The organism is Leptospira limi (assembly GCF_026151395.1).
In the GTDB taxonomy this organism is placed as follows: Bacteria; Spirochaetota; Leptospiria; order Leptospirales; family Leptospiraceae; genus Leptospira_A; species Leptospira_A limi.
This window is the reverse complement of sequence record NZ_JAMQPV010000001.1, coordinates 411388-426675: the sequence shown is the minus strand read 5'-3', so window position 1 is coordinate 426675 and position 15288 is coordinate 411388. Positions and strand designations below refer to the sequence as shown.

General features: G+C 36.1%; 13 protein-coding genes. 9 read left to right on the top strand and 4 right to left on the bottom strand.

Annotated features, from left to right (window positions below):
- Positions 1–30 precede the first annotated feature (30 nt).
- Together ND812_RS01885 and dcd are read left to right on the top strand one after the other, a co-directional pair.
- Complete coding sequence (locus ND812_RS01885; RefSeq protein ID WP_265374024.1) at positions 31–804, top strand: enoyl-CoA hydratase-related protein; 774 nt, start codon at positions 31–33, stop codon at positions 802–804.
- A gap of 3 nt (positions 805–807) precedes the next feature.
- Complete coding sequence (gene dcd, locus ND812_RS01880) at positions 808–1332, top strand: dCTP deaminase (RefSeq protein ID WP_100725779.1); 525 nt, start codon at positions 808–810, stop codon at positions 1330–1332.
- Positions 1333–1396: 64 nt separating this feature from the next.
- Here dcd and ND812_RS01875 read toward each other — a convergent pair whose 3' ends face one another.
- The 3 genes from ND812_RS01875 to mpl36 all read right to left on the bottom strand — a co-directional run bounded on the left by ND812_RS01875 (position 1397) and on the right by mpl36 (position 6372).
- Entirely contained in the window at positions 1397–1921 is a 525-nt protein-coding gene (locus ND812_RS01875; protein WP_265374023.1) for a DUF2147 domain-containing protein, read from the bottom strand.
- A gap of 226 nt (positions 1922–2147) precedes the next feature.
- Positions 2148–5372, bottom strand: a complete 3225-nt coding sequence (locus ND812_RS01870; RefSeq protein WP_265374022.1) for a SpoIIE family protein phosphatase — start codon at positions 5370–5372, stop codon at positions 2148–2150.
- Positions 5373–5496: 124 nt separating this feature from the next.
- Entirely contained in the window at positions 5497–6372 is an 876-nt protein-coding gene (gene mpl36 / locus ND812_RS01865; RefSeq protein WP_265374021.1) for an RlpA family plasminogen-binding lipoprotein MPL36, read from the bottom strand.
- A 108-nt stretch (positions 6373–6480) separates the two neighbouring features.
- Here mpl36 and ND812_RS01860 point away from each other — a divergent pair, with 108 nt between their 5' ends.
- Together ND812_RS01860 and ND812_RS01855 are read left to right on the top strand one after the other, a co-directional pair.
- Positions 6481–7386, top strand: a complete 906-nt coding sequence (locus ND812_RS01860) for a tetratricopeptide repeat protein (RefSeq protein ID WP_265374020.1) — start codon at positions 6481–6483, stop codon at positions 7384–7386.
- A 1-nt stretch (position 7387) separates the two neighbouring features.
- Positions 7388–8311: a tetratricopeptide repeat protein gene (locus ND812_RS01855; RefSeq protein ID WP_265374019.1), complete on the top strand. Its 924-nt coding sequence runs from the start codon at positions 7388–7390 to the stop codon at positions 8309–8311.
- 71 nt (positions 8312–8382) lie between these two features.
- Here ND812_RS01855 and folP read toward each other — a convergent pair whose 3' ends face one another.
- Positions 8383–9198 carry a dihydropteroate synthase gene (folP, locus tag ND812_RS01850; protein ID WP_265374018.1) on the bottom strand — a complete coding sequence of 272 codons (816 nt, stop codon included), beginning with the start codon at positions 9196–9198 and terminating at the stop codon, positions 8383–8385.
- A gap of 93 nt (positions 9199–9291) precedes the next feature.
- Here folP and ND812_RS01845 point away from each other — a divergent pair, with 93 nt between their 5' ends.
- Genes ND812_RS01845 through ND812_RS01825 form a run of 5 tightly spaced genes read left to right on the top strand, consistent with a single transcriptional unit; the run spans position 9292 to position 15215 of the window.
- The gene (locus ND812_RS01845) at positions 9292–11304 is read left to right on the top strand and encodes an OmpA family protein (protein WP_265374017.1); all 2013 of its coding nucleotides are present in this window, start codon (positions 9292–9294) and stop codon (positions 11302–11304) included.
- A 1-nt stretch (position 11305) separates the two neighbouring features.
- Entirely contained in the window at positions 11306–12430 is a 1125-nt protein-coding gene (locus tag ND812_RS01840) for a DUF1577 domain-containing protein (protein ID WP_265374016.1), read from the top strand.
- Positions 12431–12457: 27 nt separating this feature from the next.
- Entirely contained in the window at positions 12458–13771 is a 1314-nt protein-coding gene (hisS, locus tag ND812_RS01835) for a histidine--tRNA ligase (protein WP_265374015.1), read from the top strand.
- Positions 13768–14301 (top strand): phosphatase PAP2 family protein, encoded by a 534-nt coding sequence (locus ND812_RS01830; RefSeq protein WP_265374014.1) that lies wholly within the window; start codon positions 13768–13770, stop codon positions 14299–14301. Before hisS ends, ND812_RS01830 begins: the two co-directional genes overlap by 4 nt.
- A complete protein-coding gene (locus ND812_RS01825) occupies positions 14298–15215 on the top strand; it encodes a lysophospholipid acyltransferase family protein (protein ID WP_265374013.1) in 918 nt (305 codons plus the stop codon). Before ND812_RS01830 ends, ND812_RS01825 begins: the two co-directional genes overlap by 4 nt.
- Positions 15216–15288 lie beyond the last annotated feature (73 nt).

Genomic DNA, 15288 nt, shown 5'->3' with positions numbered 1-15288 from the left:
ATTTCTATTTTTTACCACACAGGAAATTCTATGAACACTGTCTCCATCCAAACGATCGATACTTATGTAGCATTCATTGAACTGAACAGGCCCGAAGCAAAAAATGCGATTTCCGTGCAATTTTTGGCAGATTTACACCATACCATTAAAGTAGTACAGAAGGAAAAATTTCGTGCTCTCATCATTATGGGAGTAGGAGATGCTTTCTGTTCCGGAGCTGACTTAAAGGAACGAAAAAACATGTCTGAACCGGAGGTTAAAAAATTTCTTCGCAATATTAATGTTTGTTTTTCTGAATTAGCTAACTTATCCATCCCAACAATTGCCGCAATTAATGGTTATGCCTTTGGTGGGGGACTGGAATTGGCTTTATCATGTGATATTCGTTATGCGAGTGAATCTGCTGTCATGGGTTTAACAGAAACAAAATTAGGAATCATTCCAGGAGCTGGTGGTACACAAAGATTATCTAGAATCGTCGGAGAATCAACGGCGATGGAGTGGATTTTTTCTGGAAAAAAATTGTCCAGTGCAGAGGCTCTGAGCCGAGGATTGGTCTCTAAAGTAGTGAATCCTGAGGATTTGAAGGATTCTTCTCTTGCCTTAGCAAGGGAGATTGCGGAATCTGCACCTATAGCTGTTTCTGCATCCAAAAAGGCAATACGGCAAGGATTTTCATTGCCGATGGAATCAGCCTTGCAGTGGGAACAATTATGTTATTCTGAAACGTTAACAACAAAAGATAGGTTAGAGGCCTTACAGGCATTTGCTGAAAAAAGAAAACCTATTTTTAAGGGAGAATGAACTTTGATTTTAACTGGGAAAGAAATTTTAAAACGATTAGGTTCTGATATTAAAATTGAACCATATGATGAAAAACTGTTAAACCCAAACTCATATAATTTAAGACTTCATGAGGATTTGTTAGTTTATTCTGAATTTCCTTTGGATATGAAAAAACCTAATCCAGTTCAAACTTTAAAGATACCTGAAGAAGGATTGTTATTGGAACCCGGAAAACTTTATTTAGGAAGGACCATTGAGTTTACTGAAACACATAATTTAGTACCAATGTTAGAGGGTAGATCTTCTATTGGAAGGCTTGGAATGTTTGTCCATATCACAGCTGGGTTTGGCGATGTTGGTTTTAAAGGTTTTTGGACTTTAGAAATCCAAGTGACCCATCCATTACGTGTTTACTCTGGAGTCCAAATTTGTCAGATTTTTTATCATACTGTTGAAGGTGAAATTAGTGAATACAAATCGGGGAAATACCAAGCAAACCAAGGAATCCAACCTTCTTTGTTGTATAAAGACTTTGAAAAAAAGTAAAAAGTTTAGGTGAGAACCAATTACCTGCCAGCCAAAGCGGTCGGCAGGTTTTGTATCATTTCAATTATTTTTTAGTTTTAAAAGTACAATCCCATTTCGGATCATCTAAGTTTACACCGCCAAGTTTCACCCAATTATTTGTTTTTCCGATAAACGTAATGGAACAGAGAGTTCCTTTTAAATCTAATCGGTTTCCACCTTCTAGTGATGTGAATTTTCCACAGTATGTTTTTCCATCGCGTGGGTTATAAATACGGCCGTTTTTATAAACACCTTCACCAACATAATCAAAACCAGTGATGAAAACCATACCTAAATTTGGACGTGTTCTCAACTTTGGATCTTCATTATTGTGATCTAAGTAAGGAGTGCCAGGTACACCTTTGTCTTTGTCTTTCTCAGGGTATGCATTGTCTTTGATACAAACTGTTTTTCCACAGTATTTATCACCACACTTGAAAATTTCGATGACCGAATCTTTCTCTGGTGGAAGGTATCTTCCCAATGCAACATCAGCATTTTGAGCAAATAATGTAGTACTGGATAGAAGTACAACTGCCCATACACTTAATACAATTCTTAAATTCATACAGATCCTTATTCTAAAAAATGGATTCGCTTATTTTGTCAGATTTTCGTATGTATGGCAAGCTGGTTTTTAAAAATTTTAAACATTTGAATCTAAGAAAATGCATAGTGTTCTTAAAACAAAAAGAGCCAAAATGTTGAGATTCATTTTAGCTCTTTTCTAATTTCTAAACTTTATAACTAAAATTTAGAATCTATGTCTATGGAAAACTTAATTCTAACCTCAATTAATTGAGGCTAGTTGCTTTTTCTAATAATTTAGAAAGTTTGACCACGTTTTTATTGGTTGGATCGATTGACTGTGCCCTTGTGACATAGGTAAGAGCTCTGTCTACATTTCCTAACAATCGACTAACATCTGCAAGGTTGATCAAGTTTTGGAAATTTTCAGGGTCATATTTTAAAGCTTCTTGAGCTGCTTTTAGAGCACGTTCATAATTCCCTAATTTTTTCTCTGACATTGCAAGGTAATACCAGTATTCACCAGAACCTTCGTTCTCTTTTAAAAACTCAGTCAAAACTTTTGCAGCAATATCGTATTCTTTTCCTTTATAACTGACCAGTCCTAAGAATTTATTGAGTTTTTGGTTATAAGGATCAGCGAGGAATGCTTTTTTCATTACGGTAATGGCACGTTCAATTTCACCATTTTGGTAAAGTGCTTTTCCTTCTTCAAAAGCACCAACAGTTGTAAGTGCCTCATCCCAATCATCACCTGGTGTGTCGAAAAAATCATCAATTGGTTGGTTTGCGATTTCGTCTTTTGGCGAAGTATGATGAATCGGTGATTTTTCACTTTTAAAGACCACACTCAACATAGAGATATCGTCTGTGATATCTCCTGAATTTTTCACAAGTCTTTCGACTTCATAGATATCACCATCAGCTTCTTCCACAAAACGTAAAACCATGGTTTCATCTTCATTGATTGTTCTAACATCTTCATCAGGAGTTAAATCAATATCATCACGACCATCGGAACCAAGGATGAGTTGGTCACCTGGCAATAATTGGAAAGACTGTACTTCAAATGCATATTCTGAATCAAGTCCAAGTTTTCTAAGTTTTAATTCACTTTCAATGAAACTTGCTTTGCCATCTCGGTATAAAATACTATAAGGGTGTTCCGCATTAAAATACCAAACCTTTCCAGTTTCCTCATCAATGAGCATAACAGTAGCCGAAATTACCATCGTTCCACTAAATGATTTGAAGACTGCATTTACTTCTTCATAAACATCAGTTAGCCATTCTTCCGGAGTACGGTTTAAAATTCGTTTGTTACCAGCGGAACGTGCCATAATGGAATTCATCACAACTCCCATTACAAGCGATCCACCAGCACCTTGCATGGATTTACCCATTGCATCACCGTTCATCACCATTGTATAACGACGGAAGTCATCAGGTTTTCCTAATTTTAAGTTTCCTGTAATACAAATATCACCACCTAAGTCTCCCGTTTTGTTACGGAATTCAAAAGTTTTCTTTTGGTGCACAAAAAAATCACAACGAATGTTTTCTGATTTGTTAGCATTGAAGAACAATGGTTTTGCAAGAAGTGAAGTTAAGAAGTAGTCTCCATCTTGTTGAACTTTTAATCGATGGATCTCATCCATTTTTTCTTGGAGTTCTTTTGTTCTTTCTTTTACTTTTTCTTCCAAGTTTTCTGCATAATCTTGGAGTTCTCTTCTGGCGTCACGGATGGAAGATACCATTCCGTTAAACGATTCGGCTAAATATCCAATTTCGTCATTTACTTTGATAGGCACTTCAACTTCTAAATTTCCTTGGTTTACCTTTTCTACCCCAGCAAGTAGAGCATAAAGTGGATTCACAAGGGCAGATCGAAAGAACAATGGAAATACAACCAATAAGACGATCATTACAATTGCAAGGATCACAAGTTCTAGTTTGGCAGATTTGTGCATGTAATTTCTGTAATCGCGGTAATTAAATCCTACTTCCAGATTGATTTTCTTTTTCGCATCATAAGTCATATAAGCAACGTAATGCGAAAGTCCATCCAAATCTTTACGGTAGTGACGAGTTAAATCTGGCTTAAAATAGCGGAAAAATTTTAACATTTCCACTTTTAAATCACGGCCAGAAATTTCTTTTCCATCCCATTTACATTCTTCTACATGTTTGAGGATTGAGTCTCGGAAAGTATCAACATTTTTGACCTTTTCGATGTATTTGACACCTTCTTCACAGAAGGTATCTGGATCAATATCTGCCAATTTGTTGGTATTAATGAATGTACGTTTATTTAGTTTTTCAATGAGTTTGGAAACTTCTGTTTTGAGTTCGTTTCCTTCCAAATCTGGATTATCACTTAAAAAATGAAGAATAGCATCCTTGTAACCAGCAAAGTAGTAAGGTGTTTTTGAAATTAAAGATGTTAGAGAATTTCGGTACTCAGAATCTCCTAAGGATACCAGTTCATTGTATAATGCTGTATTGTACAAATCTGCTTGGACGAGTGGAAGATCTAAGGTAACATTCGAAGGTAAATATGCTTTTTTAAGATTCTGTCCATTGGAATCGTATTCAATCATAAAGACGATGTCCTTTGATCTTTCTCCACCTTCTGCTACACGTAAGGCTTTTTGAATGGCGGTATTATCAAAGGAAAGTTCCTTTTCTTGGTCCACCAAATACGAGAAAGCCTGCATGATGAGAAGGATTGTAACAAAGGAAATCCCCACAATTTTGGCCATAAACGTTGTACGTTCTGTACTGTTGTTGATGAATGTAATCGTGATGATAAAGAATGAGAATGTGAAAGTTAATACAATTGCTGTAAGATAAGTCGATCTTTCCATGGCCCCATCGCGACTCATAACATTTGTTATGTTTGGAACTACTGCGGCGATCAAACCTGCAATCATAATAATTAGGAGGGTACTTCGTTTGTCTTTTTCTACATTTAACAATCTATAACATGGTAATCCAATAAAATTGATAAAAGAATAACCAGCGATGAATAAACTTAAAATTCGGCTGGCACCTTCTGAATTAAAATCCCAATGGTGAGCAGTAAAATGGTATTTCCTTTCCCCTTGGGAAACACTTACTAGAAACCATAATACAACAACAACAGCAATTACGTATGAAATGACTTGGATAATGTTTGCGATTTTATAATCTCTATTATCGGGAAAACGAAAGAAGTATTGTCCAAAATGGATGATACCAAAAATGATAATTCCACCTGTTATCCAACGATGGTAAGAGGCAATCGGATGGTAGTAAAAAGCACCTAGTAAATATCCAAGCTGGAAAAGTGCTAAAAATAAACATGCTAAAGCTAAGTGTTTGGTTGCGACAGTTTTGTCTTTTAGTGAAAAGAAAAATGTTGCCAAGACCGCAAGGAGGACAGTGACAATTAAACTACCGAATGTATAATAATTTGTTAGTATGTGGTCAACGGATAATGTGCTTTCCATAGGGTCTTCTAGATGTTAATTTAATACGAAATCGTAACAGGCGGATATGTGAAATCAATTCATTTTCCACCGTCTCCGAGCAAATCAGGACTGTACTTTTTTGCTCGGAGGAAAGGGGAAATGTCTAACGGGTAACGATGAAACAATCAATTCCGTCGTATTTCAATTTTGATTTGAGGGATTCTGCCTTCGCACGGTCCGAAAAATCACCAACTTGAACGACATATTTGCCATCTCTTGGTGTGACAAAGACTGCTTGGTTGTATTCAGACTTAATGGTCTCTTGGTACTTAATCGCTCGTTCTTTTTCTTGGAAAACACCAACTTGTACAGTGAATCCTTTGCCACTTACCAATGGTTTTGTAGCACCAGGTTTGACAGGGGTGAGTTTTTCTGGTTTTGTTGGGGCATCATCTAAAAGGTCAGAATCATCCAAGTCATCTGCCAATTCATCCTCACCTTTTTTTAAAACCTTAATCCCAACTTTGGTGACACCTTTGTCTTTAAATTCTAAGATTTCAGCAGTTTTCTCAGATACATCGACAATCCTTTCATCTACAAAGGGACCTCTATCATTAATCCGAACCACAGCTTCTTTTTGGTTCTCTAAGTTTTGGATTTTTACTACGGTTCCAATGGGTAATGTTCTATGAGCCCCAGTCATTTTCATTCTGTCAAAAGGTTCACCGCTGGCAGTCGGTCTACCTTGGAATTTTTGTCCATACCAAGAAGAAAGACCAACTTCATCAAACTGAGTCGTCGGTTTTTTTGTTGGTAATTCAGCTTGTGGTGAAGTAGTGCTAGGTTTGGACTTTGCATCTAAATCATCCATAATTGACCTTGCAACAGGGTCATTGGAACCAGCTGGTTTGGATTTTTGTGAACGTTCAAAAAATATATCTTCTGGATCACCGGAAGCACTATAATCCCGTCTCGTAGCATCTGCAGTACTGCAGGATACGAACCAAAATAGAATGGTAATGAGTATGAGCCTTTGCATATTTTTCCCCTTTCTCTGGACTCTTGTGTGTACCTTTCGGTTTGTTTTTCCAATCTCGTGATAAAATTTCTATGGGGAGAATCGATTCTGAATCGATAATCGCTTTGTATGGCACAGGAAATCCAGACTCTATTCAATGAAGCAGTGCGTTTGGAGCGGAATGGTGAATGGGACCGTGCCGAAACCCAATACAAATCTTTATTGGAAAAAGATCCAAATTACCATCTTGCCTTACAAAACTTAGGTGTAATTTACGCAAAACAAGGCAAACACGCAGACGCGATCCCTCTTTTTTCAAAAGCATACAAATTACATGCGAATGTTAAAAACAGTTACAATCTGGCTGTTTCTCTTTATAAACACAACGAAACTGAAAAAGCGATTAGTTTCTTAAAACAAACCTTATCCTTTGAAAAGAAGTTTATCTCAGCTCATTTATTACTCGCCCAAGCATATCAAAAATTGGGAAACGATGAGAAAACTGAAGTGTATTTGAACAATGTCATCAAAATTGAACCTAACCATAAATCAGCTTTAGGAGGGCTTGCGATGTTTTATTACGAAAGGAATCGTTTTCCAGAAAGTTTAAAAATGATTGAGCGTTATTTGATTTTATATCCGGGGAATGCTCAGTTAAAAATCATCCAATCCGAAATTTTGGCCAAACAAGGGAATTATAAAGCATCTGCAAATTTACTAACAACTATGGTAAAAGAAGATGCTGGGTTCACACATTTTAATGAAAGTTTACAGTCTGCCTGGCAAGAAGAAGACCAAATTGCAAAAGAAAGTTTGGAAAGAATCCAATCAAAAGCCAAAAAGAAATTAAAAGAATTTAAAACGAAATTAGAACTCTCCAAAGAAAATCCAGAAGAATTTTCACCCCCAGATCCGCAAGAGGCATTAGATCTAAGTTTGTTGTATCTTTTCAATGGAAACCCAGAAAAAGCGATGCAGTATTTAGTATTTGCACAAAAGATGAAGGAAAACGCAGATTCAGACGGTACTTCCTAAATTGAAACCTTCCATTTATTTTTCTTTTGCCATTTTTTTGATTTTAGGATTGGAAAATTGTCGTTATCCAATCGCCAAACAAGATGTACTCGAATCAGATACCTTATTTTTAGAATCTACTGATCCAAAAGCAAAAGAATGTAATGAAGAAGGAATTCGTTTCACAAAATCCATGCAGTTAGATTCTGCCGCTGCCACTTGGGACAATTGTATACTATCAAATCCTAACGATGTATCTTTACACCTCAATCGATTACGATTTTATTTTTTGTTAGATGAATATGAAGTTCTAAAACAGAAGGTAACCAAAGAGTCACCTTCTCGTAGTTCGGTTACTTACCAATCAATTTTAAAAGAGTTAGAATTTCGGTTACGATTGGAAGAAAAAGTAATCCTTTTGGATGCACTCTCGCGTGTCAAAGGTTGGGAATTATTTGCTTATGAAGAACTTGCTAATTATTATCTACAAGTTGGAAATTTCCAATTTGCAGAAGGTTATTTTAACCAAATTTTAGAAGTTGTACCATTCCATGAAAATGCTTTGTATGGAATGGCAGACATTCAAGTCCACAAAGGGAATTGGTATAGTTTACTAGATTATGCAAAATCATTAGAAGTTTCTGCAAAAAAAAACAAAGATTTCCATTTTTACTTTTTAAAAGGGAATTATGAATTGGGGCGGTATGAGATCGCGCTCAAGTGGGCTGAATCAGCTTCTACAAATGAAAAATCAGATATCAATTTTTTGGAACTTTGGAGAGACACACTTCTAGTTATAAATGACAATCCAAAATGGGATTCCTTGTTACCATATTATCGTAAAGCCAAGGAAAAAGGATATTCAGTCCCTGAATCAGTTTTTTTCCCAACCTTATCGAAAGAAGGGAAAGATGTTCGAAAGGCAATTCGTTCTGGAAGAAGTTAAACTAAAAACAATTTTCTATTCATAATCATTGATTTTAAAGGAAAGAATGAATTCATCACTTAGGATTGGATTTATTCATTTTCTTGGCATAAGTTCCAAATTTTTTCTGCTTGCCTCAACTTAAGGACGTTATGCGTTCGAATGAATGGAATTTTATTTTTTAACAAATGAAGTTCACATGCGAGGGTGGCAAATTCTCGGTCTTCAACAGGTAAGTTTCCCAATACATTTCCTAAAAAAGACTTTCTTGAAACACTTACCATGAGCTGAGGGAATTCTAATTTTAAGATTTCTAAGTCTTGCAAAACTCGAAAGGAAACCATTGGGTCATCACTCAGGAAAAATCCCATTCCAGGATCAAAAAAAATTGCAGACTCCTCGATTCCTAGAGAACATAACTCATTCCTTCTGTCTCTGAAGAAAATTTGAATTTTTTTGATTACTTTTTCAGGTGATAATGTAGATTTAATTCTCGCAATATTTCTGTTATGCGAATGCATGATGATAAATTTTAAATCAGGGTATTTTTGGCTATATGATTTTAAAAAATCGCGGTCACCTTCATAGGTAAATCCTGTGATGTCATTCAGGCAGCGAACACCTGCTTCAATTGCTTTTTTTTGGACTTCGGGACGAAAGCTATCCAAACTGATTCGAACACCTTTGGGAACAAAGTAACGTATCACTGGTTCCACACGGTTCCATTCTTCCTCTTCTGTGACCAAACTTGCAGCTACATTTGAGGACTGCCCTGAAACATCCAACCAATCGGCACCTTCTTGTAAGAGTTGTGTACCTTTTTTGATGGCCTCATCTGGATTTAAATACTTCCCTCCATCACTAAATGAGTCAGTTGTTATGTTTAGGATTCCGAAGATTTCAGCCATGATTGTGAAGATTCCTTAAGAACCTCTCACTTAAAGCCATATTTTTCCCTTGGCAGAAAATTCCGATCAGCCGATACATAGGAGAGACGGCAGATGAAAAAATTCCTTGTTTCCTTACTGATTTCGGTGTTTCCAATCCTCGGCCAACCACTTCCGAAAGTGAAGGACGTAAGGTTTTACCCACCTCTCAATACTCAAAATGTGGAATACAATCCAATTGTATCACCAACAGGCAGGTATTTGGTCTTCCAATCCAACAGACCTGGTGGAGAAGGAGGAATGGACCTTTGGATTTCTGAAAACTTAAGTTTTCCTGACCGAATGAAATTGCCTGTCTGGTCAGCTCCTAAAAATTTCAGAGAACTGAATACTACCAATTTTGAAGGAATGTTTTCGATTCTTTTTGATGAAGAAGAAAAACCTTACGAACTATACTTCACCTCAGTTCGAGATAAAACACAAAAAGATGTCAAAAAAAACCGAGAAGGTTATGACGGATTAAATATTTATTATACAAAGATCAATCAAAGAACAGGTCTTTGGTCTGTACCCACTCATGTGAATGAAATCAATTCAAATTTTGAAGATAAAATGCCTGCAGTTTCACCTGATGGATGTTCGGTTGTGTTTTCCTCCAATCGGCCAGGCGGACTTGGTGGATTTGATTTATGGATTTCAAAACGGGAACCAATTACAAAGGACACAGAAAAAAATCCTGATAAACCAAAAATCAAATGTAGAGATGGTATTTGGCAAAAACCTATTTCACTTGGTCCTGTGATCAACACAGGTGAAGACGAAATCAGTCCCAACTTTCATTGGGATGGGCTTAGATTGTATTTTAGTTCCAACCGTGGCGATAAAAATAGAAAGTTCAGTTTTTACTATAGTGAATTTAACGAAGCCAATGGGCAATTTGAAACACCTAAATTATTAGGCAATCCATTTAATACCAACCAACCATTGTCAGGCGAATCGACGGGTTTTCCTTTCGATACACCTTCTGATTATTCCACTTATAGCCTTTGGGAAGAAAGTGACAATGAAGGGATATCGGTAACGTATGACGATCTTTGGTTTTATTTTTCATCCAATCGACCTGGTGGTGAAGGCCAATTTGATATTTATCGTACAATGGTTCCAGAGGATTTGAGAAGGACCTATGACTTCGTATTCCGCGGTCTAGTCTTAGATGGATCGGAAGCCATAATGATTGGTTTAGATTCAACCTTAAAAATTTATGATGATACAAAACCAATCCAAGTGATCACATCAAAACGAATCGGTGGGGATCTTTCTTTAGAAGATGTAGAAAACTTTCGTACGACAATTAAAACAGGTAAACTCTACCGAGTGGAAGTTTCTTCACCAGGATTCCATCCAACAGAGATATTGCTCGATCTCCGCGGTAATGTGGGAAAAGACAAAGAACAATATTCACAAATCATTTTGCAACCAATTCGGCCTGTTAAAGACAATCGACCTGACAAAACCATACAAGGAATCCGATTTGTAGTAAAAGATAAAAAAACAGATTTAGTCATACCAAATGCAATTTGTTTTTACTTTGATGATTTGACACGTAAGGGAAAATCTTTATCAGCTACTGATGGTCATTTCGATTTAGAGCAAACACCTACAATGGACTTTGAGATATTGGCTCGTGCCAAAGGGTTTAAAGAAGAAACCTTTTTGTTTTCAAAAGATAAAATCCAAGAGATGTCAGGTAAAGAGACAGTATTGTACCTTCGAAATTTAAAAGACTTTGATGATTTGTACAATACAATTATTTATTTCCCGTTCAACGAACGAACATTGAGTGATGAGGATAAGAAAAAATTGGATCTTTTAGCGGACTTCCTCATCCAACATAAAAATGAAAAAGTTGAAATTGGTGGGCATACCGACAATATAGGGAATAAGGAATACAACATCAATCTAAGTGAAGATAGAGCTCTCTCTGTTTACCAGTATTTGCGTTTGAAAGGTGTACCAAAAGAACGAATGAAAGTGCAAGCTTATCATTATTCACAGCCAATTTCAGACAATGAAACAGAAGAAGGAAGATCTCGCAATAGACGTGTGAATTTTAAGAAGATAGACTAACATGATCAATCGAGTCAAAATCCATTTCGACCAAGAACGCGAGTATGTTCCTCTAGAAGCCGTCCGTGTTTTGCCTGAATTTTTCAAACAGATGATGGCTGGAAATGGATTATTTCTCAAAGGTTATGATTCCCCGGCGAAAGTGAAATTTAAAGGGGAACGTCCAGATGGAGCACATATCTGGGAATTGGAAACAATGCCAGAAATGATTGAGACCATTTTTACAATCCAAGCGACTCCAAGTTTTCATGTAGAAATTGATTACGAAATCCAAAATCAAAAAGATAATCTTTTGCTTGGAAAGGCTATTGATCGTCGACAAACGTATACAACTCGCCAAGATCCCCGGAATGAAAAAGTAAGAGGGAATGTTGTTGCTTCCAATTTTTTAATTGCAAAAACAAATATCGATTTTTCTAAATTAACCGGCGTTAGTTCGCAAGTCATTCTATCTGACATACAAAAAACCGTTCTTAGAAACTATCCTCAGTCGAAAGTGGTTTTTATTTCATCCTCAACTCATAGTGATGAAATTGATTTATTGAAGGAACATAAAAAACCAATTTTTATTTTGGATACTGAAACATTCGAATCATACAATTCGGATGAGGTATTTGACCCTAAAAAGACTTTTGAAGATGAGTTTTTACTAGATGATAAGGTAAATGAATATAAGAAGAAAAAAATAGGATCGTATATTTATTATCCGTTATTCATACAAATGAAGGAAATGCATTTTTTTGCATACCTCTCATTAGAAACCGAAAGAACAAGAATCCCAAGCGAAGTTTTGGATTTGTTTAAAGAGGTTGAACGTACGTTTCAGGAAAGAATTATGGATTCAAATACCCATATTCTTGATATCAAACAAAACGTTTTGAACGTTTCTCGAGGTGGAGTTGCCTTGGAAATCAGTGATATGGAAATAGTAAAAGCACTGAAAGTGAAACCTTCGTTTACCTTAGACATCAATTTTAAATTACAAGCACCAATTCGGATGGCAGTGGAATTACGCCATTTAGAAGAAGTGAACGATTTTTACCGTTTAGGCGGTAGGATCACTGGTGTGAGCGGAGACAAAAAAGCCAAAGAGATTTACCATAGTCTCATTGATTTTTTTAATTAAACTTCGTGGTTCAATAGGAGCCAAACATTGAAAGAACAGAAATTAACTACAGAAAATTATAAGGGAACTCGGGATTTTTATCCTGAGGATATGCGCCTTCGGAATTATCTTTTTTCTGTCATGAAAGACGTCGTAAGGTCTTATGGATATGAAGAGTATGACGGCCCTATGGTCGAATCCTTAGATTTATACCGAGCAAAAACTGGTGAAGAAATTGTAGGAAAACAAATTTATAACTTTATCGATAAGGGTGATCGCGAAGTTGCCATACGACCAGAAATGACTCCTACGGTTGCAAGAATGGTGGCAAAAAAATTACGTGAGTTACCAAGGCCAATTCGTTGGTTTTCCATTCCTAATTTATGGCGTTATGAACAACCAGGCCATGGACGACTCAGGGAACATTGGCAATTAAACGTTGATATGTTTGGCGTTGCAACGAGTCGTGCAGAGTTAGAAATATTATCCCTTGCCTGTGACATCCTCTTTGCATTTGGTGCTCCTCGAAATAGTTTTAAAGTTACCATTTCTCATAGATCATTACTCGATGAATTTTTGTTAGATGGATTAAAAGTAAGTCCAAACCAAGCACATGAAGTTTCCAAAATTTTGGACAAAAAAAACAAAATCACGCAAGACGAATACATCACTCTTGTTTCCAAAACCATTCCGAATGATAGCTCTGCTGTTTCAAAAATTGATTTGTTTTTAAATTCAACTGTGGAGACACTCAATCAAATCCCTGGAATTAAAGAAGAAACTCTGAGTGCAATCAAAGGATTGTTTCAAGAGATTAATATGATTGGTTTAGAAGACATTGTCCATTTTGATCCTTCTGTAGTAAGGGGATTCGATTATTATACAGGATTTATTTTCGAAATCTTCGATTCATCACCACAAAATAAACGTTCCTTGTATGGTGGTGGAAGGTATGATAATCTCATTGGATTATTTTCCAATGAAGAGTTAACAGGGATTGGTTTTGGGCTGGGGGATGTAACGTTACAGAACTTTTTAACAGTTCATAATCTATTGCCTAGTTTTAAAAATGATGCAACTGTATACATTCCGCTGTTAGATGATTCTTCTTTTGCAGAAAATCACAATTTTGCTAAACAATTACGAAAAGAAAAGATCAATGTCGAAGTTTCCTTAGTTTCTCAAAAAATGGGAAAACAACTTTCTTATGCTGAAAAAAAAAGATACAGATGGATTTTGCTCCGTGGTGAGGACGAAATCAAGGCTGGTACCGTAACATTAAAAGACATGGCAACAAGAGACCAATTTACATTTAGTTTCTCGGAAGCACTTCAAAAGATAAAAGAAGAGCTTTTGAAATGAATTGGATTAGCAGAGTAGATTTAAAGTTATCCACTTGGATACAAAAACACTTACATCATAAAAACCTTAGTTGGGTTTTATCTCGAATCAATCGAGGAGAGATGTTTGCATTGGTTTTACTGCCACTTATGTTTTTAAGTGAACTATACAAACCTGTTTATCTTAGTCTGCCATTTGTTTTGGTTTTTACGTATATGACTGATCGATTGGTTTTGGTATTAAAAAAGTATTTCGCCAGAAAACGTCCACTAGTGAGTGTTATGGGTAAAGTGGATTCAAATCCAGATATGAAACATTCGTTTCCATCTGCACATAGTGCAAATTCAATTGTTGTTGCAACAATACTAGTTTTTGCATTTCGAGAAACACCCTATTTCTTTTTATTTAGTTTGTTTGCTGGAGTGGGAAGGTTGATCACCTTACACCATTTTGTTAGTGATATTATTGGAGGATGGGTCATAGGCTTTGTGATTGGACTTATTGCAGTAACAGTCCATTTCTTTTTATGGCCATATTTGGTAACCTTATGAAATACATCGGATACTTTTTATCATTCATCGTAGTTTATTCATTTTATTTTCCCTTTAAGATTTTGCCATACCAATGGTGCCTTTCTTATGGGATGTTTTTAACGAACTTAATTTATCAATTTGATAAAAAACATAGGAAAGTAGCTGCAGAAAATATTCGTTTTGCATTCCCAAATTATTCAGAGGATCAGATTTTAAATTTGGTCAAAGCGCATTATCGTCATTTGGGCATTTTACTTGCACACACTCTATGGGCACCTCGTATGACGCGCGCTTGGTTAAATAAGTATCTTGTTCTTGATGAATCCAGTTTAAAAATAGAAGAAGATACCAAAAAAGAAGGTGTAGGAGTTATTTTAATTTCCGGACATTTTGGTACATGGGAAATTTTAGTACAGTTTTTAGGAATCCGTATGAAGGGTGGTGGTATTTACAAAAAAGTTAGAAATCCATTTGTTGATACCTTGCTGAAAAGGATGCGATCTAAAAATGGTGTTGTTTTAGTTCCTGTTGAAGAATCCACACAAGTCATCAAACTACTCAAACAAGGGTATTGGATTGGATTTGGTGCAGACCAAAACGCCGGTAAAGCAGGCATATTTGTTCCTTTCATGAATCGACAAGCCTCTACGTTTGTAGGTCCAGCTCTCATGGCATACCTCACTGGTGCCAAAATGTTATATTATTCTGTGTTAGCTGGTGATAATGGTAAGGTAATTGTAAGAGTAAAAGACCTTGGATTTGTTGATAAAAAGTTATATCCTAAAAAGGATGATGTGATTCGCCATTATACAGAACTTTGGACAAAAACTTTAGAGGAAGAAGTTAAGTTATTCCCTGAGCAATACTTTTGGGTACATCGTAGATGGAGAACCCAACCCCAACAGATCGATTCGAACTCAACTTCAAACTAGGTTATTAGCTTTAAATTTTCTGGAACTGTAGACTTGGATTCATTCGATCCAAATTTAGATATCGATAAAAGAC